This is a genomic window from Bradyrhizobium sp. TM233 (assembly GCF_036247965.1).
Lineage (GTDB): Bacteria > Pseudomonadota > Alphaproteobacteria > Rhizobiales > Xanthobacteraceae > Bradyrhizobium > Bradyrhizobium ottawaense.
The window spans coordinates 602,287-624,626 of record NZ_BTIG01000007.1 but is presented as its reverse complement, the minus strand read 5'-3'; the positions used below and the strand labels follow the sequence as shown (position 1 = coordinate 624,626).

Annotated in this window: 23 protein-coding genes; 15 read left to right on the top strand and 8 right to left on the bottom strand. The window is 65.1% G+C overall.

All coding sequences use genetic code 11. The features are described 5' to 3' along the window. Positions 1–35: 35 nt before the first annotated feature. From AABA86_RS17515 to AABA86_RS17485, 7 genes are all read left to right on the top strand, one after another. Positions 36–980: a heme o synthase gene (locus AABA86_RS17515; protein WP_212247334.1), complete on the top strand. Its 945-nt coding sequence runs from the start codon at positions 36–38 to the stop codon at positions 978–980. Then, positions 977–1,153, top strand: a complete 177-nt coding sequence (locus AABA86_RS17510) for a hypothetical protein (RefSeq protein ID WP_018316353.1) — start codon at positions 977–979, stop codon at positions 1,151–1,153. Before AABA86_RS17515 ends, AABA86_RS17510 begins: the two co-directional genes overlap by 4 nt. A 5-nt stretch (positions 1,154–1,158) precedes the next feature. Beyond that, the gene (locus tag AABA86_RS17505) at positions 1,159–1,812 is read left to right on the top strand and encodes a cytochrome c oxidase assembly protein (RefSeq protein WP_212247332.1); all 654 of its coding nucleotides are present in this window, start codon (positions 1,159–1,161) and stop codon (positions 1,810–1,812) included. Positions 1,813–1,890: 78 nt separating this feature from the next. Further along, complete coding sequence (locus AABA86_RS17500; protein ID WP_212247330.1) at positions 1,891–2,787, top strand: cytochrome c oxidase subunit 3; 897 nt, start codon at positions 1,891–1,893, stop codon at positions 2,785–2,787. Between the two features lie 97 nt (positions 2,788–2,884). Then, positions 2,885–3,286: a DUF983 domain-containing protein gene (locus AABA86_RS17495; RefSeq protein ID WP_338307661.1), complete on the top strand. Its 402-nt coding sequence runs from the start codon at positions 2,885–2,887 to the stop codon at positions 3,284–3,286. Further along, on the top strand, positions 3,283–4,035 hold the full coding sequence (locus AABA86_RS17490; RefSeq protein ID WP_338307660.1) for an SURF1 family protein: 753 nt from the start codon (positions 3,283–3,285) through the stop codon (positions 4,033–4,035). Before AABA86_RS17495 ends, AABA86_RS17490 begins: the two co-directional genes overlap by 4 nt. Before the next feature lie 115 nt (positions 4,036–4,150). Beyond that, positions 4,151–4,516, top strand: a complete 366-nt coding sequence (locus AABA86_RS17485) for a nuclear transport factor 2 family protein (RefSeq protein ID WP_212247327.1) — start codon at positions 4,151–4,153, stop codon at positions 4,514–4,516. A gap of 47 nt (positions 4,517–4,563) precedes the next feature. On the opposite strand, the gene AABA86_RS17480 is transcribed toward AABA86_RS17485, so the two are convergent. Next, positions 4,564–5,904 (bottom strand): histidine kinase, encoded by a 1,341-nt coding sequence (locus AABA86_RS17480; RefSeq protein WP_338307659.1) that lies wholly within the window; start codon positions 5,902–5,904, stop codon positions 4,564–4,566. Positions 5,905–5,990: 86 nt separating this feature from the next. Between AABA86_RS17480 and AABA86_RS17475 the strand changes: the two genes are divergently transcribed. From AABA86_RS17475 to AABA86_RS17455, 5 genes are all read left to right on the top strand, one after another. Beyond that, on the top strand, positions 5,991–6,635 hold the full coding sequence (locus AABA86_RS17475) for a response regulator transcription factor (RefSeq protein ID WP_008541266.1): 645 nt from the start codon (positions 5,991–5,993) through the stop codon (positions 6,633–6,635). 610 nt (positions 6,636–7,245) lie between these two features. Then, on the top strand, positions 7,246–8,664 hold the full coding sequence (thrC, locus tag AABA86_RS17470; protein ID WP_212247325.1) for a threonine synthase: 1,419 nt from the start codon (positions 7,246–7,248) through the stop codon (positions 8,662–8,664). Then, positions 8,661–9,950 (top strand): M16 family metallopeptidase, encoded by a 1,290-nt coding sequence (locus AABA86_RS17465; RefSeq protein WP_212247324.1) that lies wholly within the window; start codon positions 8,661–8,663, stop codon positions 9,948–9,950. Before thrC ends, AABA86_RS17465 begins: the two co-directional genes overlap by 4 nt. Before the next feature lie 39 nt (positions 9,951–9,989). Continuing rightward, the gene (locus AABA86_RS17460) at positions 9,990–10,577 is read left to right on the top strand and encodes a GNAT family N-acetyltransferase (protein ID WP_018316343.1); all 588 of its coding nucleotides are present in this window, start codon (positions 9,990–9,992) and stop codon (positions 10,575–10,577) included. 162 nt (positions 10,578–10,739) lie between these two features. Beyond that, positions 10,740–11,390, top strand: a complete 651-nt coding sequence (locus AABA86_RS17455; protein ID WP_338307658.1) for a hypothetical protein — start codon at positions 10,740–10,742, stop codon at positions 11,388–11,390. A gap of 205 nt (positions 11,391–11,595) precedes the next feature. Here AABA86_RS17455 and AABA86_RS17450 read toward each other — a convergent pair whose 3' ends face one another. The 5 genes from AABA86_RS17450 to AABA86_RS17430 all read right to left on the bottom strand — a co-directional run bounded on the left by AABA86_RS17450 (position 11,596) and on the right by AABA86_RS17430 (position 14,231). Further along, positions 11,596–12,081, bottom strand: coding sequence for a F0F1 ATP synthase subunit B family protein (locus AABA86_RS17450; protein ID WP_338307657.1), 486 nt, complete (start codon positions 12,079–12,081; stop codon positions 11,596–11,598). A 5-nt stretch (positions 12,082–12,086) separates the two neighbouring features. After that, positions 12,087–12,650, bottom strand: a complete 564-nt coding sequence (locus tag AABA86_RS17445; protein WP_338307656.1) for a F0F1 ATP synthase subunit B — start codon at positions 12,648–12,650, stop codon at positions 12,087–12,089. Between the two features lie 60 nt (positions 12,651–12,710). Further along, positions 12,711–12,941 (bottom strand): F0F1 ATP synthase subunit C, encoded by a 231-nt coding sequence (locus AABA86_RS17440; RefSeq protein WP_007599451.1) that lies wholly within the window; start codon positions 12,939–12,941, stop codon positions 12,711–12,713. A 53-nt stretch (positions 12,942–12,994) separates the two neighbouring features. Further along, positions 12,995–13,744 (bottom strand): F0F1 ATP synthase subunit A, encoded by a 750-nt coding sequence (locus tag AABA86_RS17435; protein WP_094973330.1) that lies wholly within the window; start codon positions 13,742–13,744, stop codon positions 12,995–12,997. Between the two features lie 112 nt (positions 13,745–13,856). Then, positions 13,857–14,231: an AtpZ/AtpI family protein gene (locus AABA86_RS17430; RefSeq protein ID WP_212247318.1), complete on the bottom strand. Its 375-nt coding sequence runs from the start codon at positions 14,229–14,231 to the stop codon at positions 13,857–13,859. 359 nt (positions 14,232–14,590) lie between these two features. Between AABA86_RS17430 and AABA86_RS17425 the strand changes: the two genes are divergently transcribed. Both AABA86_RS17425 and AABA86_RS17420 read left to right on the top strand, forming a co-directional pair. Beyond that, positions 14,591–15,112, top strand: a complete 522-nt coding sequence (locus tag AABA86_RS17425) for a hypothetical protein (protein WP_212247316.1) — start codon at positions 14,591–14,593, stop codon at positions 15,110–15,112. 161 nt (positions 15,113–15,273) lie between these two features. Continuing rightward, positions 15,274–15,747 (top strand): secondary thiamine-phosphate synthase enzyme YjbQ, encoded by a 474-nt coding sequence (locus AABA86_RS17420; protein WP_212247314.1) that lies wholly within the window; start codon positions 15,274–15,276, stop codon positions 15,745–15,747. A gap of 122 nt (positions 15,748–15,869) precedes the next feature. On the opposite strand, the gene AABA86_RS17415 is transcribed toward AABA86_RS17420, so the two are convergent. Further along, a complete protein-coding gene (locus tag AABA86_RS17415; protein WP_212247312.1) occupies positions 15,870–17,495 on the bottom strand; it encodes an MFS transporter in 1,626 nt (541 codons plus the stop codon). A gap of 338 nt (positions 17,496–17,833) precedes the next feature. On the opposite strand from AABA86_RS17415, the gene AABA86_RS17410 reads away from it, so the two are divergent. Beyond that, the gene (locus AABA86_RS17410; RefSeq protein ID WP_338307655.1) at positions 17,834–18,505 is read left to right on the top strand and encodes a response regulator; all 672 of its coding nucleotides are present in this window, start codon (positions 17,834–17,836) and stop codon (positions 18,503–18,505) included. Positions 18,506–18,651: 146 nt separating this feature from the next. Here the strand turns inward: AABA86_RS17410 and AABA86_RS17405 are convergent, their stop codons facing one another. Continuing rightward, the gene (locus AABA86_RS17405) at positions 18,652–22,161 is read right to left on the bottom strand and encodes a PAS domain-containing hybrid sensor histidine kinase/response regulator (protein ID WP_212247308.1); all 3,510 of its coding nucleotides are present in this window, start codon (positions 22,159–22,161) and stop codon (positions 18,652–18,654) included. Between the last annotated feature and the right edge of the window lie 179 nt (positions 22,162–22,340).

The window sequence follows — 22,340 nt, the reverse complement described above, 5'->3', positions numbered from 1 at the left end:
GCGCCGCGGCTCTATAACGAAGCGAGTTGAATTAAGTGTCCGTCCTCGACCACAACGCCATCGACATCAATCCCCGCATCTCCGAAGCCGAGGTGGGCGACTACATCGCGCTCTTGAAGCCGCGGGTGATGTCGCTGGTGATCTTCACCGCGCTGGTCGGGATGGCGATGGCGCCCGGGCATTTCCACTGGGTGCTGGCGATCACCTCGCTGCTCTGCATCGCCGTCGGCGCCGGCGCCTCCGGCGCGCTCAACATGGCGCTGGAAGGCGATATCGACTCCAAGATGTCGCGCACGGCGAACCGGCCGATTCCGCGCGGCCGCATCACCCGCCCTGAGGCCATGGCGTTCGGTCTGACGCTGTCCTTCTTCTCGGTGATGACGCTCGGCATCCTCGTCAACTGGATCGCGGGCGCGCTGCTCGCCTTCACCATCTTCTTCTACGTCGTGATCTACACGATGGGCCTGAAGCGCTGGACCGCGCAGAACATCGTGATCGGCGGCGCCGCCGGCGCGCTGCCGCCGGTGGTGGCCTGGGCCGCGGTCACGGGCACGGTCGACGTCGAGCCGCTGCTGCTGTTCGCCATCATTTTCTTCTGGACGCCGCCGCACTTCTGGGCGCTGGCGCTGTTCCGCTCCGACGATTACGCGCGCGCCGGCATTCCGATGCTGCCCAATGTCGCCGGTCCCGACGCGACGCGGCTCCAGATCCTGCTCTACACCATCGTGCTGATCGCGGTCGCCGCCGCGCCCTGGGCGCTCGGCTATTTCGACGCCGTCTACGGCATCGTCTCGCTGATCCTCGGCGCCGGCATGCTGGTGCTCGCGATCAACGTCTATATGCGCCGCGAGCGAGCTGCGTCGCTGCGCGCGACCCGCAAGCTGTTCGCCTTCTCGATCCTTTATCTGTTCGTGCTGTTCGCGACCCTGCTGGCCGAGGTCGTGTTCCGGGCGCTTGCTCCGCTGGTAGGGGGCGCATGATCGCAGGAATGGTCGACAAACCCGAGCCAGATGGAATCGTCCTCACCGAGGCGCAGAAGAAGAGCCGTCGTCAGCGTTCGATTGCGATCGCGCTCGCGCTCGGCGTGCTCGTGGTGCTGTTCTTCGCCGTCACCATGGTCAAGGGACCGGCAGTCCTCGTGCGGCCGATGTAGGAAACATGGATCACGAGCCCACCATATCGCAGGATGTCAGCGCCAAGCCGGCCGAGCGTAAGCCGGCCAAGGGCCGCGGGCTGGGCCGCGATGTGGTGGTTGCTTCCATCTGCGGCGGCGTGGTCGCGCTGATGGTCGGTGCCTCCTATGCGGCGGTGCCGTTCTACAACTGGTTCTGCCGTGCCACCGGCTTCAACGGCACGACCCAGGTCGCGACCTCCGCGCCGGCCACCGGCCCGATCGCGCGGAAAATCTCGGTGCGCTTCGATTCCAACGTCGCCCCGGGCCTGCCCTGGAAGTTCGAGCCGGAGCAGAGCGAGATCGAGGTCAATATCGGCCAGGTCACGACCGTCTTCTACACCGTGACCAACCAGGCCGCGCGCACCACTTCCGCGCAGGCCGCCTACAATGTCGCGCCGCTGACGGTCGGCTCCTATTTCCAGAAGATCAACTGCTTCTGCTTCACCGAGCAGACCATGGCGCCCGGCGAGAAGCGCGAGATGCCGGTGGTGTTCTACGTCGATCCCTCGATCGCCGACGATCACGAGAACGACGGGCTGAACACCATCACGCTGTCCTACACCTTCTATCCGGTGAAGGATCCCGTGGTGAAGCCGCTCGCGTCCAGCGAGGACGGCAAGCGCAAGGGAAATCTTTGATCGCCGGGCTCACGCTCAGGCGGTTGGGAACAAGGGGATAAGTGCCTGACAGGCACGGGATTGAGGAGAGAGACCGAAATGGCTACGGCGCACACCAAGCAACACGACTATCACCTGGTCGATCCCTCGCCCTGGCCGGCCATCGGTTCGCTCTCGGCCTTCATCATGGCTGTCGGCGCGATCACCTGGATGCATCACATGTTCGCGGCCGCGCCGATCGTGTTCGGCGTCGGCACCGTCGGCGTGCTCTACACCATGGCGAGCTGGTGGGGCGACGTGATCAAGGAAGCCCAGTACAAGGGTGACCACACCCGCGTCGTGCAGCTGCATCACCGCTACGGCATGATCCTGTTCATCGCCTCCGAGGTGATGTTCTTTGTCGCCTGGTTCTGGGCCTATTTCAACGCGGCGCTGTTTCCCGCCGACGCGGTCCACGCCACCCGCGATGCGGTGTTCGGTTGCGGCCTCGGTACTGCGGCCGGCGCCTGTGCCGTCCCCGGCACCTGGCCGCCGCATGGCATCGAGACCTTCGATCCCTGGCACCTGCCGCTCCTGAACACGCTGATCCTGCTCACGTCAGGCACCACCGTGACCTGGGCGCACCATGCGCTGCTGGAGAACGACCGCCAGGGCCTGAAATACGGCCTGATCCTCACCGTCGTGCTGGGCGCGCTCTTCACCTGCGTGCAGGCCTATGAGTACAGCCACGCAGCGTTCTCGTTCGGCGGCAACGTCTATGGTGCGACCTTCTTCATGGCGACCGGCTTCCACGGCTTCCACGTGCTGGTCGGCACCATCTTCCTGCTGGTGTGCCTGTTCCGCGCTTACGCGGGCCACTTCACGCCGAAGCAGCATCTCGGCTTCGAGTTCGCCGCCTGGTACTGGCACTTCGTCGACGTGGTTTGGCTGTTCCTGTTCCTCTGCATCTACGTCTGGGGACACGGCGCCGAGACCATGGCCCACGGAGCGCACTGAGCCGCGACGAGGAGATCAGGAAGGGCGGCCGCGGGGCCGCCCTTTCGCTTTTGGGCCGCCGGAAGTTTCGGCAGAAAGTGTGATAGAGTCCGTCATCATGAACGACACCGCCGGCAAGACCGAGCCCGAGACCACCGTCCTGCAGAGCGCACTGCGCGGGCTAGCCTGCAGATGCCCGCGCTGCGGCCAGGGCAAGCTCTATGCAGGCTTCCTCAACCTCGCGCCCGCCTGCGACCGCTGCGGTCTCGACTACGCCTTCATCGATACCGGCGACGGGCCCGCGATCTTCATCATCATGCTGGCCGGTGGCATCGTCGTTGCGGCCGCGCTCATCGTCGAGGTCAAATACCAGCCGCCGTACTGGCTGCATGCGGCACTGTGGTTGCCGCTGATCCTGGCCACCACGCTATTGCCGCTGCGTGCGATGAAGTCGCTGCTGATCGCGCTGCAATTCCACCACAAGGCAGCGCCGGGCCGGTTGATCGATCGCGCGAAATGAACCAGCCTGCGCGCAAGCCCCGCGTGGCCGGCTTCGCGCTGTTCACGCTGTTCCTGATGGCCGTCTTCATCGCGCTCGGTACCTGGCAATTGCAGCGCCGGACCGCCAAGCACGCGCTGGTCGCGGCGCTCACCGAGCGCCTCGCAGACGCGCCCATCGCGCTGCCGCCGCCTTCGCAATGGGCTGCGCTCAATCCCGCGCGCGATGAATTCCGCCGCGTCAGCTTCACCGCGACCTACGCAGCCCTGCCGGACGCGATGGTCTATTCCTCCGGCTCGGCGGTGCGCAAGGACGCCTCCGGCCCCGGCACCTGGGCGTTCCTGCCGGCGCGGCTTTCCAGCGGCGAGACCGTCGTGATCGATGCGGGCTTCGTCGAGAATACCATGCAGGACCGCAGCGTCGAGGATCGCGCGGTGAAGAAGCTCGTCACCGGGCAGCCGGTCGCGCTCACCGGTTATCTGCGCTTTCCCGAGCCGCCCGGCTGGCTGACGCCGGCGGAGAACCGCGACAAGCGGCTCTGGTTCGTGCGCGATCATTCGGCCATCGCCAGTGCGCTCGGCTGGGGCGCGGTGGCGCCGTTCTATGTCGACCTCGAGCAGCCGGCGCCCGAGAACGGCATTCCGCGCCCCGGGCCGCTCGACGTCCATCTGAAGGACGATCACCTGCAATATGCCGTCACCTGGTTCCTGCTTGCAGGTGCCGTGCTGATCGCCTTCGCGGTGTGGGCAAGAGGCCGGCGGCAGAGCTGAGCCGGCCGGTTTCCGCACGGGAACCCGGTATCGCCCGGGGTTTACCATTCAGCGCACATTCACGAGTGTGGTTCTAAGCCGCAGCGCAAATTTTCGCGGCAGACAGGATTGCGGCGTGAGCGATTTCGATCAGATGGGAATTGTCGTCGACTGGGTGGATGCCTGCCGGAAGGGCGACCTCATGACGCTGCTCGACCTCTATGCGGACGACGCCCAGGTCGAATGCACCTGTAACGGCACGCAACTCTACCGCGGCCGGAGCGAGCTCGAAGCCTATTGGCAGCCGCGGCTCAGCACCTTCTCGCTGGCCGGGTTCGGGCTGGAGGAGATCCGCCCGGTGCCTCAAGGAGTCGCTCTCGAATATTCCGTGGCCGGCGCGCTGCGCATCCACGCCTCGTTTCGCTTCAGCCCGGAGGGCAAGATCCACAGCACGCTGTGCGAGCCGGCGCGACAGAACGCGCATAATGGCTGCGCGTGCTGAAGCATGATCTTTTCGGAAAACCGCTGCGCACTTTTCCGGGTCATGCTTTAGCGGTTGACCGGCGCCTCGCGTGCCATTTCGGCCGGCAGGCGGCAGCGGACATGGGTTCGCTCATCCACGCGCAACAGTGACAGCGATCCGCTGAGCGCGCGCACGCGCTCATGCATGCCGGTCAGGCCGCGGCCGAACACATTGCCCTCGGGAAAGCCGCCGCCGTCGTCGGAGATCTCGATGACGAGCGCCTTATCGATGACGCTCGCCTGGACATGGGCGTTGCTGGCCTTGGCGTGGCGTAGCACGTTGGTCAGCGCCTCCTGGATCAAGCGATAGACGGTCTGGGCCCGCGGCCCGGCGATGCCGTTGAGACCCGGATCAATCGTGTCCGTCAGGACGATATGCGGTGCCTGCTTGCGAAAGTTCTGGAGCAGCGTCTGCACGCAGGTCGAAAGGCCCAGCTCCTCGATGTAGAGCGGCCGCAGCCGGTCGAGGATACGGCGGTTGGTCTGCTGGAGCGCCTCGACCGATTGCAGCACGTCCTGGGCAGATTTGCCGAGATTTCCCACCTGCGGCGAGGCGTCGATCAGCGCGATCGTGCCAGCGCGGATGCTGAACAGCAGCGGTCCGAGCTCGTCGTGCAATTCGCGGGCGAGGTCGCGCCGCTCGTCGTCCTGGAGCGACACCAGGCGGTGCATCAGATCGCGATTGTCCTGACTCAATTGCGCCAGCGTTGCAGCCAGCGCATTTGCTTCCTCACAGCTCTGCCGGATTTCCGGCGGCCCTCCGACCGGAATCGGCTTTGCGTAGTCGCCGCGCCGCATCCGTGTGAGACCTTCGCCGAGATGCTGCAGGGGACGCAGTGCCGATCCCGCGAAGACGTAGGCGATGATTCCGGTGAGCACGGTCAGCACGGCGACGAGGCTGGTCAGCGCCAGGAAGCCGATCCACTTCTCGAACAGGTCGGCCGACAGGTCCGGCAGGAACACGATATCGCCGATGCGTCTGCCATCGATCAGCACCGGGGCCGCAGCGTCCATGTCCGGGACCATAAGCAGATTGACAAACCACTGCGGAACTCCTTGCAGGTTGTGCAAGCGGTCCTTTGGCGATATCGCAGGCGTGCCTTCCGCGGAACGGAATTGGATGTCCGAGGAGGTGGTCAAGGATTGGACAAAGGCGTCGAGCGTCTTCCCCGGGTCGTCCGACGCGCGCAAAGTGTTGTTGAGTGCGGCGGCGATCGTCCGGGTCGAACGTCGGGCGGGCTCGTTCTCGTCGGCGAGCTGACCGGTCGCGAAGATCTGGAGCAGCACGCCGCCCAGGATCAGCGCCGCGAGAAAGCTTGCGCCGAGCGGAAGAAACAGTTGCGTTCTGAACGAGAGCCGTTGCCACATTAGGTCAATTCTAACGCGCATCGGCGGGATTTACTCTTTCCATTTGTTCCCGTCGGTCTATGAGTCGAAAAACAAGAGAGTGCGCGATGCAAGATACCGCCAAGCCGGCGACCAGGGTCCTGATTGTCGACGACCATCCCGTGGTGCTGTCCGGTTGCCGCACCCTGTTCGCTTCGGACCATTCGATCCGTATCGACGAGGCGACCGACGCCAAATCCGGCCATCGCGCCTATGTCAGCAAGCGGCCCGACGTCACCGTGATCGACATCAGCCTGCCCGATGTCTCCGGCTTCGAGCTGATGCGACGCATCCGCAAGGACGATCCCGACGCCAAGATCATCATGTTCAGCATGAACGACGATCCGGCCTTCGTGGTGCGGGCGGTCGAGCTTGGGGCGCAGGGCTATGTCTCCAAGGGCGATGATCCCAGGATCCTGCTGAAAGCGGTGCGCAAGGTGGTCGCGGGCGACAATTTCATCTCACCGCAACTCGCGGAAGCCGTGACGTTTTCCGGCGCGGCAATCAAGGCCAACCCGGCCTCGCAGATGACGCCGCGGGAGCTCGAAATTCTCCGCCTGCTCGGACGCGGCGACAAGATCGTGGAAGTCGCCGAGGCGCTCGGCATCTCCTACAAGACTGTCGCCAACACCACGTCCCTGCTCAAGCAGAAGCTAGGGGCCAAGAACCATTCCGACCTGATCAGGATCGCCGTGGAAATCGGGATGAATTGACCGCCTGGGGCGCTCGCGGCCCGGGGCACTAACGGCCCGGGGCACTAACGGCCCGGGCACTAACGGCCTGGGAGTACCGAACCGGCTACTCAAGGATGCAGCCGGTTCGGCGGAACGGATGGGTGTCAGCGCGCAGCCGGGCAATGCATGGATACCGCCGACACCCATCCGCGGACACAATGGGCCGAGCTGGCATTCGTTCCGGAGTCCCGCAATTGGCGGGATAAAATGGAAATCCTTGACGCCGGTTCGCTGGAACGCGCTCGCAAAAGCTTGGGCATGTCGGGAAAAATAGGAACATCTTCCCGCACTCGTCGTTTTCGCTCTTGACGATTTCGTGACTGGCGACGAAAGGTTGGCGGACAAGTTTCAGCAGGGGCGGCGACCCCAGAGGCAAATCGGTCTGCACATATCAACGACAGACCTTCCAAGAGAGGGCTGCGGTACCGCCGCAGCCCTTTTTGCTGGGCAGGGGTGCCGGCGGGAAGCGGTTTCCTGATGCCGCAAAACACTTTATGGTGGCCCAAAGCCTCTGGCTGTTAACAAGTAATTTCGTAAAATCAAAGGCTTAACGAGCGGGCTCAGGCCCGGTCGGCCTTTGGAGGGCAGTTTGACTCGTTATATCTCGACCCGGGGCGAGGCCCCCGAACTCGGCTTCTGCGACGTGATGCTGACCGGGCTTGCGCGCGACGGCGGCCTGTACGTGCCGACGATTTGGCCGCAGCTCTCCGCCGAGACCATCGCCGGCTTCTTCGGCCGCCCCTATTGGGAGGTCGCGGTCGACGTGATCCGTCCCTTCGCCGGCGGCGAGATTTCGGATGCCGAACTCGGTCGCATGGCGAACGAGGCCTACGCGACCTTCCGTCATCCGGCAGTGGTGCCGCTGCGCCAGATGTCGCCGCACCAGTTCGTGCTGGAGCTGTTCCACGGTCCGACGCTCGCCTTCAAGGACGTGGCGATGCAGCTGATCTCGCGGCTGATGGACCATGTGCTCGCCAAGCGCGGCCAGCGCACCACCATCGTGGTCGCCACGTCGGGGGATACCGGCGGCGCTGCGGTCGAAGCCTTCGCCGGCCTCGAGAACGTGGATCTCATCGTGCTGTTCCCGCACGGCCGCATCTCCGAGGTGCAGCGGCGGATGATGACGTCGACCGGCGCGGCCAATGTCCATGCGCTCGCCATCGAGGGCAATTTCGACGACTGCCAGGCGCTCGTGAAGGGGATGTTCAACAACCATCGCTTCCGCGATGCGACCTCGCTCTCCGGCGTCAATTCCATCAACTGGGCGCGCATCGTCGCCCAGGTCGTCTACTATTTCACCTCCGCCGTTGCCGTTGGCGCGCCGGCGCGCGCGGTGGATTTCGTCGTGCCGACCGGGAATTTCGGCGACATCTTTGCCGGCTACGTCGCCAAGCGGATGGGGCTGCCGGTGCGGACGCTGCGCATCGCGGCCAACGTCAACGACATCCTGGCGCGCACGCTGAAGACGGGGATCTACGAGGTGCGCGAGGTGCACGCGACGGCGTCGCCATCGATGGACATCCAGATCTCGTCCAATTTCGAACGGCTGCTATTCGAAGCCGGCAAGCGCGATGCGGCAGGCGTGCGCCGTCTGATGGATTCGCTGAAGCAGTCGGGACGTTTCGTGCTGCCCGATGCGACGCTGGCCGCAATCCGCGAGGAGTTCGACGCCGGGCGCGCCGACGAGACCGAGACCGCGGCTGCGATCCGCGCCGGCTGGCGCGAGGCAGGCGAGCTGGTCGATCCTCATACGGCGGTGGCGCTCGCCGTCGCCGACCGTGACACCACCGATACGAGGGTGCCGAGCATCGTGCTCTCCACTGCCCATCCGGCCAAATTCCCCGATGCTGTCGAAGCGGCCTGCGGCCAGCGGCCGCAACTGCCGGCCTGGCTCGACGGATTGATGACCAAATCCGAACACATGAAGGTGATGAAGAACGATCAGGCCGAGGTCGAGCGGTTCGTGCTGTCGGTCAGCCGCGCCGCAAAGCAAGGAGTTGCCGGATGAGCGTCGAGATTTCCAAGCTTGCCTCCGGCCTGACCGTCGTCACCGACAAGATGCCCCATCTCGAGACCGCGGCGCTCGGCGTCTGGGCCGGCGTCGGCGGACGCGACGAGAAGCCGAACGAGCACGGCATCTCGCATCTGCTCGAGCACATGGCATTCAAAGGCACGACGAAGCGCTCCTCGCGCGAGATCGTCGAGGAGATCGAGGCGGTCGGCGGCGACCTCAATGCCGGCACCTCGACCGAGACCACGTCCTATTATGCGCGGGTGCTCAAGGCCGACGTCCCGCTCGCGCTCGACGTGCTCGCCGACATCCTCGCCAATCCCGCCTTCGAGCCGGACGAGCTGGAGCGCGAGAAGAACGTCATCGTGCAGGAGATCGGTGCCGCGCAGGATACGCCCGATGACGTCGTGTTCGAGCATCTCAACGAGCTCTGCTATCCCGATCAGCCGATGGGCCGCTCGCTGCTCGGCACGGCCAAGACGCTGCGCGCCTTCAACCGTGACATGCTGCGCGGCTACCTCTCGACGCATTATCGCGGGCCCGACATGGTGGTGGCCGCGGCCGGCGCGGTCGATCACAAGCAGGTCGTCGCCGAGGTCGAGAACCGCTTTGCGAGTTTCGAGGGGACGCCGGGCCCCAAGCCGCAAACCGCTCAGTTCGGCAAGGGTGGCGCCAAGGTGGTGCATCGCGAGCTCGAGCAGGCGCATCTGACGCTGGCGCTGGAAGGCGTGCCGCAGAGCGATCTGTCGCTGTTCTCGCTCCAGGTCTTCACCAACATCCTCGGCGGCGGAATGTCGTCGCGCCTGTTCCAGGAGGTCCGCGAGAAGCGCGGCCTCTGCTACTCGATTTACTCGTTCCACGCGCCCTATACCGACACCGGCTTCTTCGGCCTCTACACCGGCACCGACCCGGCCGATGCGCCGGAGATGATGGAGGTCGTGGTCGACATCATGAACGATTCGGTGGAGACGCTGACCGAGGCCGAGATCGCGCGGGCCAAGGCGCAGATGAAGGCGGGCCTCCTGATGGCGCTGGAGAGCTGCTCATCGCGCGCCGAGCAGCTGGCACGCCACGTGCTGGCCTATGGCCGGCCGCAGACGGTCGAGGAGCTGGTGGGCCGGATCGACGCCGTCAGCGTCGAATCGACCCGGGACGCGGCGCGTGCGCTGTTGTCGCGGAGCCGGCCTGCCGTTGTCGCATTGGGCAGTGGCAGGGGTCTGGACACGGCGGTGTCTTTTGCGGAAGGATTGACGCGGGCACGTGCCAAGGCGCGGTTGCATTAGGAGCCGCGCGCGGGCTGAGCTGCCCCGGGAAGCATCACCATGGCCCTCTTTCGCCTGCCGTCCAGTGGACCCGCCGCCCTCGCGCCACGCGGCAACGGATTGTTGCTGCGCGCGCCGCAAATGTCGGACTTCCTGCAATGGGCGCATTTGCGCGAAACCAGCCGCGATTACCTGACGCCCTGGGAGCCGATCTGGCCATCTGACGATCTCACCCGCTCCGGCTTCCGCCGCCGCCTGCGCCGCTATTCCGAGGACATTGCCGCGGACCGTTCCTATCCCTTTCTGATCTTCCGGGAGCTCGATGGTGCCATGGTCGGCGGCATCACGCTGGCCAATGTCAGGCGCGGCATCGTGCAGGCTGGCACCATCGGCTATTGGGTCGGGCAACCCCACGCCCATCGCGGCTACATGACGGCTGCACTGCGGGTGCTGCTGCCGACGCTGTTCGGCGAGCTCAATCTGCACCGGGTGGAGGCTGCCTGCATCCCCACCAATGCGCCGTCGATCCGGGTGCTGGAGAAGTGCGGTTTCTCCCGCGAGGGCCTGGCGCGCCGCTATCTCTGCATCAACGGGGTCTGGCAGGACCATTTGCTGTTCGGCCTGCTGCATGAGGATTTTCGCGGCTGAGCCGCTCGATTCATGTCGCCGAGCCCCTTGCACGTCCCCCAGCCAGGTCCCCCCTGGTCAAGTCCCCCCTTTTTGCTGCCTTGGGTTCGCCGATTTTGGCGATATAACCCGCATGTCCCGGCCGGCGACCGGCCGGGATTTTGTCATGGAGTACGGGCTTTGATGGTGAAGCAGCTTCGGTCATCGCGGGATGTGCTGCGGCGGATGCCGGTGATCGCGCTTGTCTTGTCGATGTCGTTCGCGGCGGTTTCGCCGGTGGCCGCCCAGTCCTTGACCGACCGCTTCAAGAGCCTGTTCGGCGGCAATTCGGATGAGCCGGCCCCGCCCAAGCCAGCCCCCGCACCTGGCCAGCCGGCGGAAGACGACGTCGATTGCCCGCAGGTCACCGTGCGCGCGGGCGCATCGACCTACGCGGTTGGGGCTGCCGGCAAGCCGGCTGTCGGCAACGAGATCCGCTTCCAGGCCTCGATCACCAAGATGGCGCGGGAATGTGCCCGCAGCAGCGCCGGCATCACGGCCCGGATCGGAATCCAGGGCCGCGTGATCGCCGGTCCGGCCGGCGCGCCCGCCACCGTCGAGGTCCCCTTGCGCGTCGCGGTGGTGCAGGGTGGGGTCGGCGAGAAAGTGATCGCCTCGAAGGCCTACCGGACCACGGTCGAGATGTCGGAAGGCGGCAGCGTGCCCTTCACCTTCATCGTCGAGGATCTGGCTTATCCGACGCCCTCCGCCGCGACCGCCGATTCCTATGTCTTCTATGTCGGCTTCGACCCGCAGGCGCTGTCCCCCGAGCCGAAGGGACGGAAGAAGAAGTAGATAAGTAAGTCGTCACGAAGAACGCTGTCATGCCCCGCGCAGGCGGGGCATCCAGTACGCCGCGGCTTCTCCGTATCTCATTGCTGTCTCTGGAATATCGGATCACCCGCTTTCGCGGGTGATGACACCGTATTCGTGGATTGCGGTGTCGAAAAAAAAGCCGGCGCCCATTGCGCCGGCTTTTTGATTGGTGAAGGCAGAACGCTCAGTTCAGCTTTTGCCGGACCTCGGTGATGCCCTTGGCGATCAGATCGTCGGCAACCGAGCCCTTGACCGACTGCGACAGGATCGTCGAGGCGGCTTGGACGGCGGCTTCCGCGGCTGCGGCGCGGACATCGGCGAGCGCCTGGGCTTCGGCGAGCGCGATCTTGCTCTCCGCGGTCTTGGTCCGGCGGGCGACGAAGTCTTCCATCTTCGCCTTGGCCTCAGCCGCGATGCGCTCGGCTTCGCTCCTGGCGTTGGCGATGATGTCGGCGGCCTCGCGTTCGGCCGAGGCGGTGCGCGCCTTGTAGTCGGCGAGCACCTTGGCGGCTTCCTGCTTGAGACGCGTCGCGTCGTCGAGCTCGGCCTTGATGCGGTCGGCGCGATGGTCGAGCGCAACCATCGCTTTCTTGAAGACCCCGAGATAGCCGAACAGGACCATCAGGATCACGAAAGCGATGGCGACCCAGGTTTCAGGATCGAAGAACATATCGACTAACCCTTCAAGGACGCATCAACGGCGGCATTGACCGACGCCGCGTCCGGAACCACGCCGGTGAGCTGCTGCACGATCTGGCCTGCCGCATCGGCTGCGATGCCGCGAACGTTGCTCATGGCGGTTGCGCGGGTCGAGGCGATGGTCTTCTCCGCCCCGGCGAGCTTGGCCGCCAATTGCTCTTCCAGCGTCTTGCGCTCGGCGTCCGCCTGCGCATTCGCCTTGTCGCGGGATTCGTTGCCGATCGCCTGCGCGCGCGAGCGTGCCGAAGCAAGCTCGTTCTCATAGGCCTTCAGCGCCGCGTCGGACTGGTCCTTCAGCTTCTGCGCTTCGGCGAGGTCGCCCTCGATCTTGTTCTGACGGGCCTCGATCGCACCGCCGACACGCGGCAGAGCAAGCTTGGACACGATCACATAAAGCGCGACGAAGAAGATCGCGAGCCACACCAGCTGTGAAGCGTAGGTGCTGCTCTCGAACGGCGGAAAACCACCACCGTGACCGCCTTCGGCCCCGGTGTGGGCGCCCGCCGCCGGACTTTTCGCCCCGCCATGACTTTCAGCCATGGATTACTCCTGTTGCCGTCATGCGCGCCGCTTCGGTCGAAGCGGCGCGAAACTTCGTCCTCAGAGCGGAACGAACAGCAGCAGCAGCGCGATCAGCAGCGAGAAAATGCCGAGCGCTTCGGTCACGGCGAAGCCGAAGATCAGGTTGCCGAACTGGCCCTGAGCGGCCGACGGGTTGCGAACGGCTGCGGCGAGGTAGTTGCCGAAGATCACGCCGACGCCGACGCCTGCGCCGCCCATGCCGATGCATGCGATGCCCGCGCCGATAAGTTTTGCTGCTGCCGGATCCATTTTAGACTCCTTGGAAGAAAGATTGGGTTTTGGGTGGAAATTCCCCGGACCGCTCAGTGTCCCGGATGAATGGCGTCGTTGAGGTAGATGCAGGTCAGGATCGCAAACACATAGGCCTGCAGGAACGCGACCAGAATCTCGAGCGCGTACAGCGCGACCGTGAGAGCCAGCGGCAGCACGCCGCCGACCCAGCCCAGCGCGCCGAGCGAGAAGCCGAGCATGGCGACGAAGCCCGCGAACACCTTCAGCGCGATGTGGCCGGCCAGCATGTTGGCGAACAGACGGACGCTGTGGGAGACCGGCCGCAGGAAGAACGACAGGACCTCGATGAACATCACCAGCGGCAGGATGTAGCCGGGGACACCGTGGGGCACGAAGATCGAGAAGAATTTCAGGCCGTTCTTGGCGACGCCGTAGATCAGCACGGTGAAGAAGACCAGAAGCGCCAGCGCCGCGGTGACGATCAGATGGCTCGACACCGTGAAGGTGTAGGGGATGATGCCGACCAGGTTCGAGACGCAGATGAACATGAACAGCGAGAAGATCAGCGGGAAGAACTTCATGCCTTCCGCGCCGGCCGTCGAACGGATGGTCGAGGCGACGAATTCGTAGGAGATCTCGGCGACCGACTGCAGGCGCCCGGGAACCAGCTGCGTTCCGCTGGCGAGCATCAGGAGCGAGATGATCGCGATTGTCACCAGCATGTAGAGCGACGAATTGGTGAAGGCGATCGTGTGATTGCCGATATGGCCCAGGGTGAAGAGAGGCTCGATGTTGAACTGGTGGATCGGGTCGATTTTCATCAGCGCGGCATCTCTTGGTCTGCCGGGCAATGCCGGCGGGTCTCGGTCTGCCGGCCGGGCCGGCCCGTACCGGCGATGCCGGCACGATCATTCCTCTGCTGGTGCGGATCGGCTAAGACCCACCGCGCCTGTTTTGACCCGCACCCGCCGTTCTCACCACATTCACCACGCCAGCGACGAAGCCCAGCAACAGGAACACGATAAATCCGAAAGGCGACGTCGACAGCAAGCGGTCGAAACCCCAGCCAATCCCCGCTCCGACGACGACCCCGGCGACCAACTCGGAGGATAACCGGAAACCAAGCGCCATCGCCGAAGCTCTGGCCGCTCTGTCTTCACCGTCACCTGCGGGTTGCTCGGTCTTGATTCGTCGGTCCCGGAGTTCGGACAACCGCTGATCAAGATTTCCGAGCCGTTCGGAAAGCGCAGCTTCCTCGGACGATCTATCGCGATCCCCATTCTCGCCGTGTCCCGTGCCCTGTGTCATGCAACGAAGACCCGAAACGCCGCGGCTGAATGGAAATTGCGCCCGCCACCCTCAAAAGCCGCGCGGACCATACTGATGGCCCATAATCAAGTCAAGCCAAGTCACGATTGCGTCGCTTTCGGTTATGTAGCTGATTTACTTGATGATATTGGCGAGCACGGCAGCGCTGCACACAGCGTGACGCCGCACCGCAGCAGCAGGCCTCATGATCGGCGGATGCGGCCGCCCTTTCGCCACGCTGCCGGGATCGAAGACGCCGCCGTGATCGTTGATGCCGGTGTGTGTTTTGGGCGGCGGATCGCCTCACCGGGGTGTAGAATTTGCGAAAGTGCCACCTGCACGTCGTGGCGGAGAGCGCGATGAGACCAGTGACGTCATCCACAACATCATGGCTTGCGCTGGCGGCGTTCGCCGCCGCGATGGCGATCGGCGGCGACCTCGAGGCCGCGCAATCCGCGCCCGACAGCGAGAACGGCCGCTACAGCATGGCGCCGATCCCCGAGGGCGTGCTGCGGCTCGACACGCGCACCGGCACGGTATCGACCTGTACCAAGAACGGCGCCGGCTGGGCCTGCTATGCGGTGCCCGACGAACGGACCGCGCTCGACGCCGAGATCGGCAGGCTCCAGGCCGAGGTCGAGAGTCTGAAGGGACAGCTCGCGGCCGGGCCCACGGTGTCGGGCAAGATCGACGAGGCGCTGCCGAAATCCGACCCGCTGAAGAAAGCGGAGCCCAAGGGCGCCGAGGGCGAGCGCAAAATCGAGATCCCGCTGCCGAGCGACCAGGACGTCGACCGTGTGATGTCGTTTCTGGAAAAGGCCTGGCGGCGGCTGATCGACATGGCCCACCGCGTCCAGAAGGACGTGTCGGGAAAGATTTGATGGTCCCTTCGCGCCATCCATGCGTTGAGCTGCCGTAGGGTGAGCAAAGGCGCATCAGTGCCGTGCCCACCATGCCTCTACGACAATGACAGAAGACGTGGGCACGGCGCATACGCGCCTTTGCCCACCGTACGGCAGCTTCCCGAGTTGAGAGACCTTCCATGACATCAGCCAAATCCATCACGCGCTCGTCACCGTCGTCCGTGCAGGCCACCGCCATCTCTTCGTCGCTGCTCACCGTGCAGACGCAGGGGCGTGGCTTTACCGATCTGACCAGCGAGGCTGCAAAATTCATCGCCGAGGTTCACGCGCGCGACGGTGCGCTGACGCTGTTCATCCGCCATACCTCGGCCTCGCTGACGATCCAGGAGAACGCCGATCCGTCCGTGCTCGTCGATCTCACCACGGCGCTGTCCCGGCTCGCGCCGGAGGATGCCGGGTGGACCCACGACACCGAAGGACCGGACGACATGCCGGCACATATCAAGACGATGCTGACCGGGGCCTCGCTTCAGGTCCCGGTCCTGAATGGCCGGCTTGCCCTCGGCACCTGGCAGGCGATCTATTTGATCGAGCACCGCAAGCGCCCGCACCGGCGCGAGGTGGTGCTGCAATTCGTCGGCAGCAATCAGTAGAGCGTATTCGAGCGAAGTGGGCGCCGGTTCGCGTCAAGAAAACGCGTCGCAACGAGAAGCCCATAAAACAAAACCGGCCGCGGAGACCGCGGCCGGTTCGTGTTGTCGATCGGTGCTTTCGATCAGGTCGCCTTGATGTCGACGTCCTTGGTCTCGGGCAGGAAGAAGAAGCCGATCACGACGGTAATCGAGGCGAAGATGATCGGGTACCAGAGGCCGGCATAGATGTCGCCGGTCGAGGCCACGATGGCAAAGGCGGTCGCCGGCAGCAGGCCGCCGAACCAGCCGTTACCGATGTGGTAGGGCAGCGACATCGAGGTGTAGCGGATGCGGGTCGGGAACAGTTCGACCAGCATCGCCGCGATCGGGCCGTACACCATGGTGACGTAGACCACGAGCACGAACAACAGGCCGATGATCGCCGCCACCTGCGGACGGAAGATGTCGAACGGATGCGCCATCTTTACGATTCCGGCGTCGCCGCCCTTCGGATAACCGGCCGCCTGCACCGCGGCGAGAACCGCCGGGTTGCCGTCCTTGGCGTTGGCGTAGGCGACGTCCTTGCCGTTGACCACCACCTTCACGCCCGAGCCGGCTGCGCCCGGCGTGGTCGAGTACTTGACCGACGACTGCGACAGATAAGCGCGTGCGGTGTCGCAAGGTGCGGTGAAGACACGGGTGCCGACCGGGTTGAACAGGTCGCCGCAACCCGCGGGATCCGCCACCACGTCGACCTTGACCGATTCGATCGCCTTTTCCAGCGCCGGGTTGGCATTGGTGGTGATCATCTTGAAGATCGGGAAGAAGGTCAGCGCCGCGATCAGACAGCCGCCGAGGATGATCGGCTTGCGGCCGATACGGTCCGACAGCATGCCGAACACGATGAAGAAGCCGGTGCCGAGCAGCAGCGACCAGGCGATCAGCAGGTTGGCGGTGTAGCCATCGACCTTCAGAATCGATTGCAGGAAGAACAGCGCGTAGAACTGGCCGGTGTACCAGACGACGCCCTGGCCCATCACGCCGCCGAGCAGCGCGAGCAGCACGAGCTTGCCGTTCTGCCAGTTGCCGAAGGCTTCCGTCAGCGGCGCCTTCGAGCCCTTGCCCTCGTCCTTCATCTTCTGGAAGATCGGCGATTCATTGAGGCGGAGCCGGATCCAGACCGAGACGCCGAGCAGCAGCACCGAGACCAGGAACGGGATGCGCCAGCCCCAGGCGGCGAAATCGGGTTCGCCGAGGGCGCTACGGGTGAACAGGATCACCAGCAGCGACAGGAACAGGCCGAGCGTCGCCGTGGTTTGAATGAAGGAGGTGTAGTAGCCGCGCTTGCCGTTCGGAGCATGTTCGGCGACGTAGGTCGCCGCGCCGCCATACTCACCTCCGAGGGCGAGGCCCTGGGCGAGGCGCAGCGCGATCAGGATGATCGGAGCCGCGATGCCGATGGTCGCCGCGTTCGGCAGCAGGCCGACGATGAACGTCGACAGACCCATGATCAGGATGGTGACGAGGAAGGTGTATTTGCGGCCGACGATGTCGCCGACGCGGCCGAACACGATCGCGCCGAACGGACGCACCAGGAAGCCGGCGGCGAACGCCAGCAGCGCGAAGATGTCGCGGGTTGCCGGCGGATAGGCCGAGAAGAACTGCGCGCCGATGATGCCGGCCAGCGAACCGTAGAGGTAGAAATCGTACCACTCGAAGACGGTACCGAGCGAGGAGGCGAGAATGACGAACCGTTCGTCCTTCGTCATTCCTCCCGCGCCTGCTTGAGATACAGCCATTGTCGACATGTTGAGTCGCTCCCCGAAATGCGTTTCCTCGCGCCCCAGACGTCCGGACATGCCGGATCAACCCAGGTCTTGGCTGCAAGGTAACATCGGCGTGAAACCCGCCCCAATACGACTTTCGGCCTTGCGCACTGACGCGTAGCTGACGCCCGGTATCGGGTACCGGCGCGCCGCCACGTAGGCTTCCGGATTAACCCCTTTGCAGCAAAGGGATAATGTGCACTTGCATGCCACGGCCGCTCGGGGAAGAATTGACGGACCCGGGATCTGTCCGCCGGCCCGCGAACGACAGCAAGAGAACGATGAACGCTCCCTCGACCCATCTCGTCATCGCCGATGACCATCCTCTTTTCCGCGATGCGCTGCGACAGGCGGTGGCTGGCGTCCTGACCTCGGCCAGGATCGACGAGGCCGGATCGTTCGAGGATCTGACCAAGCTCCTGGAACAGACCTCGGACGTCGACCTGATCCTGCTCGACCTCTCGATGCCCGGGATTTCAGGCTTTTCCGGCCTGATCTATCTGCGTGCGCAATATCCGGCGATCCCGGTGGTGATCGTCTCGGCGTCCGACGACAGCGCCACGATTCGCCGTTCGCTCGATTTCGGCGCCTCCGGCTTCATTCCCAAGCGTTTCGGCGTCGAGACCCTGCGCGACGCCATCCTCAAGGTGATGGAGGGCGACGTCTGGGTTCCCGCCGACACCGATTTGTCGGCTGCGGCCGACCCCGACATGACGCGCCTGCGCGACCGTCTGGTGACGCTGACGCCGCAGCAGGTCCGGGTCCTGATGATGCTGTCGGAGGGCCTCCTCAACAAGCAGATCGCCTATGAGCTCGGCGTCTCCGAGGCCACCATCAAGGCGCATGTCTCGGCGATCCTGCAAAAGCTCGGCGTCGAAAGCCGCACCCAGGCGGTGATCGCGGCCGCCAAGATCGCCAGTGGCCAGTGGAAGTCGGGCACGCCGACGGGGTGAGTTCATCGTGTTATCAAATCCGTCATCCTTCGAGGCTCGCCATGCGGTGCTGCCGCACCGCATGGCTCGCGCCTCTAGCGACAACGGCGTCGCCGTTGCGCGGGAATGACGGGTCAGGAATGTGCAAGCCCGATTTCCAGTAACACCTATTCCGCTGCCACCATCTGTTGCGTGCGCCACTGGCCGAGGAGCGCGCGGAGCGAGGCCGGCTTCACCGGCTTGTTCAGTACCGCGACCTTCTCGTCGCGGGCGGCGACTTGCACGGCGGGGCTGCGGTCGGCCGTGATCAGGATCGCGGGGATCGCGTCGCCGAAGCGGCGGCGGATGTCGCGGATGGCGGCGATGCCGTTGCCGCGGTCGAGATGATAGTCGACCAGAAGGCCGGTGACGCGTCGTCCCGCCGTTTCGATTGCGGCGATCGCGCCTTCGGGATCGGCGACCGCGATCACCTCGGCGTCCCAGGCCTTCAGCAGCGTGCGCATGCCGTCGAGGATCGCCGCGTCGTTCTCGATGCAGACGATCAGCGCGCCCGAGATCGGCGTCCGTGCCAGCGGCGTCGCGCTGGTCACGGCGGCGGTGTGGGTGATCGCCTTCGCCGTCGGCACCGTCACGGAGAAGACCGAGCCGCCGCTTCTGTTGCCGTCGATGGCGATGCCGTGCTTGAGCACGCGCGCCAGGCGTTCGACGATCGACAGGCCGAGCCCCAGCCCGCGCGCGATCCGCGCCCCCTGCTCGAGGCGGTGGAATTCCTTGAAGATCTCGCCGCGCTTGACCGGCGGGATGCCGACGCCGGTGTCGTAGACGCAGATCTTGAGCGAAGGGCCTTGTCGGCGACAGCCGACCAGCACGCGGCCGCGCGGGGTGTATTTGATCGCGTTCGAGATCAGGTTCTGCAGCAGGCGCCGCAGCAGCAGCCGGTCCGATTCGACCGGCAGCGAGCACGGCACGAAGGCGAGCTCCAGGTTCTTGGCGCGCGCGACCGGCGCGAACTCGATTTCCAGCGAACGCATCAGATCGGCCATCTTGAAGCTCGAGATCGAGGTCGTCATCGCGCCGGCGTCCAGCCGCGAGATGTCCAGCAGCGCGCCGAGGATCTCCTCGATCGCCTGCAGGGATTCGTCGATGTTCTCGACCAGCCGCGTCTCCTCGCCGCTGTGCTGGCGCTCGACGAGGCTCGTGACATAGAGCCGCGCCGCGTTCAGTGGCTGGAGAATGTCGTGGCTGGCGGCGGCGAGGAAGCGCGTCTTGGAGATGCTGGCGTCTTCCGCCGCGCTCTTGGCCAGCGCCAGCTCGGAGTTCAGCCGCGTCAGCTCCTCGGTGCGGTCGCGCACGCGCTTTTCTAGTGTCGCGTTGGCACGCTCCAGCGCCTCCGCCGCTTCGAAGGTCGGCGTGACATCGGTGAAGGTGATGACGAAGCCGCCGCCGGGCATGCGGTTGGTGAGCACTTCGATCACCATGTGGCGTTCCGGCAGGCGTTCGAGATATGGCTCGCTGTCGGTAGTGTAGGCGGCGAGACGCCGCTCCAGCATGGCTTCGCGCTCGACCGGATCGTCCGGATCGCTCACGCCGATGAATTCCAGGATCTCGCGCAGCGGCGTGCCGAACTGGACGATGTGCGGGGGCACGTTGAGGAGGTCGCCGAACTGCCGGTTGGAGCAGATCAGCTGCAGGTCGGCATCGAACACGGCGATGCCCTGGCGCACGTGGTTGAGCGCGGTCTGGAGGATCTCGCGGTTGAAATGCAGGGCCGCGTGCGAATCGTCGAGCAGTTTTAGCGCGGCCTTGGCCGATACCGTGCGCTTGCGCAGCAGCAGCGACATCACGAGGCGCGAGGAGGCCGCGCCGATCGAGGAGGCGATCAAATGCTCGGCGTGCTGCAACAGCTCGAAATCGGCGGGCGCTCCCGCCTCCAGACGAACATTGCGCCGTGCGGAGAATGCCTCGAAGGAATGCCGGGCGCGGTCGGGCCCGAGATATTGCGCCACGGTGGTCTGGATGTCCTGCACGGTGACGGTGGTGCGCCAGCGGCGGAAGCTCGGCGAGATCGGCGCGAGCGTATTGGGCACGAACAGATCGGCCTGCAGCAACTCGATGGACGACGGCCTTCGCGCCAGCGACAGCAGTACATAGGTCAGGATGTTGAGCGACAGCGACCAGATCACGCCGTGCATCAGCGGAGGCAGATCGGCGCCGAACAGCGCCTGCGGCCGCAGCGCCTCGATGCCGAAGGGGCCGTGCTGGAGCAGCAGGATGCCTGATGTCGAGGAATCCATGAAGCTCGGCATGAACAGCGTGTAGAGCCAGACCGCGAAGCCGACCAGCATGCCGCCGATGGCGCCGCGCGCGGTCCCGCGCCGCCACAGCAGCCCGCCGAAGAAGCTCGGCGCAAGCTGGGCGATGGCGGCAAAGGAGAGCAGGCCGATCGCCGCGAGCTGGGTATTGCCGAGCGCGCGATAGTAGAAATAAGCCATCACCATGATGGCGAAGATCGCGAGCCGCCGCGAGCGCAGCAGGAAGTCGCTGAAATCCGCGCCGCCGGTGCGTCCCTCCGGCCGTCGCTGCAGCACCAGCGGCACGATGAGGTCGTTCGAGACCATGATCGAGAGCGCGACGCATTCGACGATCACCATCGCGGTCGCGGCCGACAGGCCGCCGACGAAGATGGCGACGCTGAGAGGCCCCGCACCGCCCTCCATCGGCAGCGCCAGCACGTACATGTCGGGGTCGGCCGCGCCGAACGGGAAGCTGACGAGGCCGGCGAGCGCGATCGGGATCACGAACAGATTGATGGCGACGAGGTAGAGCGGGAACAGCCAGCGCGCGCGGCCGACCTCGGCATCCGAGGAGTTCTCGACCACACTGACGTGGAACTGGCGCGGCAACAGCATGATCGCGCAGAGCGACAGCAGCGTCATGGTGAGGAAGTTGCCGATCGAGGGCGAATAGTTGATGGTGCGCACCGCCTCCGGTGTCTTCATGGCGCGCTCGATCAATTCGTGCGGCGAGAACATCCAGAAGGTGACGAAGATGCCGGCGGCGAGGAAGGCGACCAGCTTGATGATGGATTCGGTCGCAACCGCCAGCATCAGGCCGTGCTGGTGCTCGGTGGCGTCGGTCTGCCGCGTGCCGAACAGCACGGCGAAGGCCGCCATCGCCAGCGTCACCATCAGCGCCATGTCGCCGACGATCGGAATGTGGGAGAAGGCCTGGTCCTCGCTCAGGATCGTTTCGAGCGAGGAGGCGACCGCCTTGAGCTGGAGCGCGATGTAGGGCACCGAGCCGATGATCGCGATCAGCGCGACGGTGGCCGCCACCGCCTGGCTCTTGCCATAGCGGGCCCCGATGAAGTCGGCGATCGAGGTGATGTTGTGGGCTTTCGCGAGCTGGATCACGCGGCGCAACACGCCGGCCCCTAACCCGATCATCAGGATCGGGCCGACATAGATGGCGAGGAAGTCGGTCGAGGTGCGGGTGGCGAAGCCGACCGAGCCGAAGAAGGTCCAGGAGGTGCAGTAGATCGCCAGCGACAGCGGATAGATCAGCCCGGAGGCACGGCCGCGCCCGGCCGGCGAGCGGCGGTCGCCATGGCTCGCCACCAGGAACAGGAAGCCGATATAGCCGAAGGCGGCGGCGATCACGCCCCAATCGTGCAGCATGGCGAGCGCGCTTCTCCCTGGGCGCTGGCCGCGCCCGAGCTCATTTTCCCTTTAGTTCTAGCGCGTTGGGCGAGTGGAGGCGACAGCGAAATACCGCGCCGGGGCGGGAACTGGGGTTGTCGTTAAGCTGGTCGCTTGAGGCCCACCGAGAGAGTCCCCGTGTGGCACCCCCCTCCCTG

Bases quoted from the DNA above. Each gene is read 5' to 3' on its own strand.
- AABA86_RS17510 (WP_018316353.1), top strand. From the start codon at position 977: ATGATCGCAGGAATGGTCGACAAACCCGAGCCAGATGGAATCGTCCTC.
- AABA86_RS17505 (WP_212247332.1), top strand. From the start codon at position 1,159: ATGGATCACGAGCCCACCATATCGCAGGATGTCAGCGCCAAGCCGGCC.
- AABA86_RS17500 (WP_212247330.1), top strand. From the start codon at position 1,891: ATGGCTACGGCGCACACCAAGCAACACGACTATCACCTGGTCGATCCC.
- AABA86_RS17495 (WP_338307661.1), top strand. From the start codon at position 2,885: ATGAACGACACCGCCGGCAAGACCGAGCCCGAGACCACCGTCCTGCAG.
- AABA86_RS17490 (WP_338307660.1), top strand. From the start codon at position 3,283: ATGAACCAGCCTGCGCGCAAGCCCCGCGTGGCCGGCTTCGCGCTGTTC.
- AABA86_RS17480 (WP_338307659.1), bottom strand. From the start codon at position 5,904: ATGTGGCAACGGCTCTCGTTCAGAACGCAACTGTTTCTTCCGCTCGGC.
- AABA86_RS17475 (WP_008541266.1), top strand. From the start codon at position 5,991: ATGCAAGATACCGCCAAGCCGGCGACCAGGGTCCTGATTGTCGACGAC.
- AABA86_RS17465 (WP_212247324.1), top strand. From the start codon at position 8,661: ATGAGCGTCGAGATTTCCAAGCTTGCCTCCGGCCTGACCGTCGTCACC.
- AABA86_RS17460 (WP_018316343.1), top strand. From the start codon at position 9,990: ATGGCCCTCTTTCGCCTGCCGTCCAGTGGACCCGCCGCCCTCGCGCCA.
- AABA86_RS17455 (WP_338307658.1), top strand. From the start codon at position 10,740: ATGGTGAAGCAGCTTCGGTCATCGCGGGATGTGCTGCGGCGGATGCCG.
- AABA86_RS17450 (WP_338307657.1), bottom strand. From the start codon at position 12,081: ATGTTCTTCGATCCTGAAACCTGGGTCGCCATCGCTTTCGTGATCCTG.
- AABA86_RS17445 (WP_338307656.1), bottom strand. From the start codon at position 12,650: ATGGCTGAAAGTCATGGCGGGGCGAAAAGTCCGGCGGCGGGCGCCCAC.
- AABA86_RS17440 (WP_007599451.1), bottom strand. From the start codon at position 12,941: ATGGATCCGGCAGCAGCAAAACTTATCGGCGCGGGCATCGCATGCATC.
- AABA86_RS17435 (WP_094973330.1), bottom strand. From the start codon at position 13,744: ATGAAAATCGACCCGATCCACCAGTTCAACATCGAGCCTCTCTTCACC.
- AABA86_RS17430 (WP_212247318.1), bottom strand. From the start codon at position 14,231: ATGACACAGGGCACGGGACACGGCGAGAATGGGGATCGCGATAGATCG.
- AABA86_RS17425 (WP_212247316.1), top strand. From the start codon at position 14,591: ATGAGACCAGTGACGTCATCCACAACATCATGGCTTGCGCTGGCGGCG.
- AABA86_RS17420 (WP_212247314.1), top strand. From the start codon at position 15,274: ATGACATCAGCCAAATCCATCACGCGCTCGTCACCGTCGTCCGTGCAG.
- AABA86_RS17415 (WP_212247312.1), bottom strand. From the start codon at position 17,495: ATGACGAAGGACGAACGGTTCGTCATTCTCGCCTCCTCGCTCGGTACC.
- AABA86_RS17410 (WP_338307655.1), top strand. From the start codon at position 17,834: ATGAACGCTCCCTCGACCCATCTCGTCATCGCCGATGACCATCCTCTT.
- AABA86_RS17405 (WP_212247308.1), bottom strand. From the start codon at position 22,161: ATGCTGCACGATTGGGGCGTGATCGCCGCCGCCTTCGGCTATATCGGC.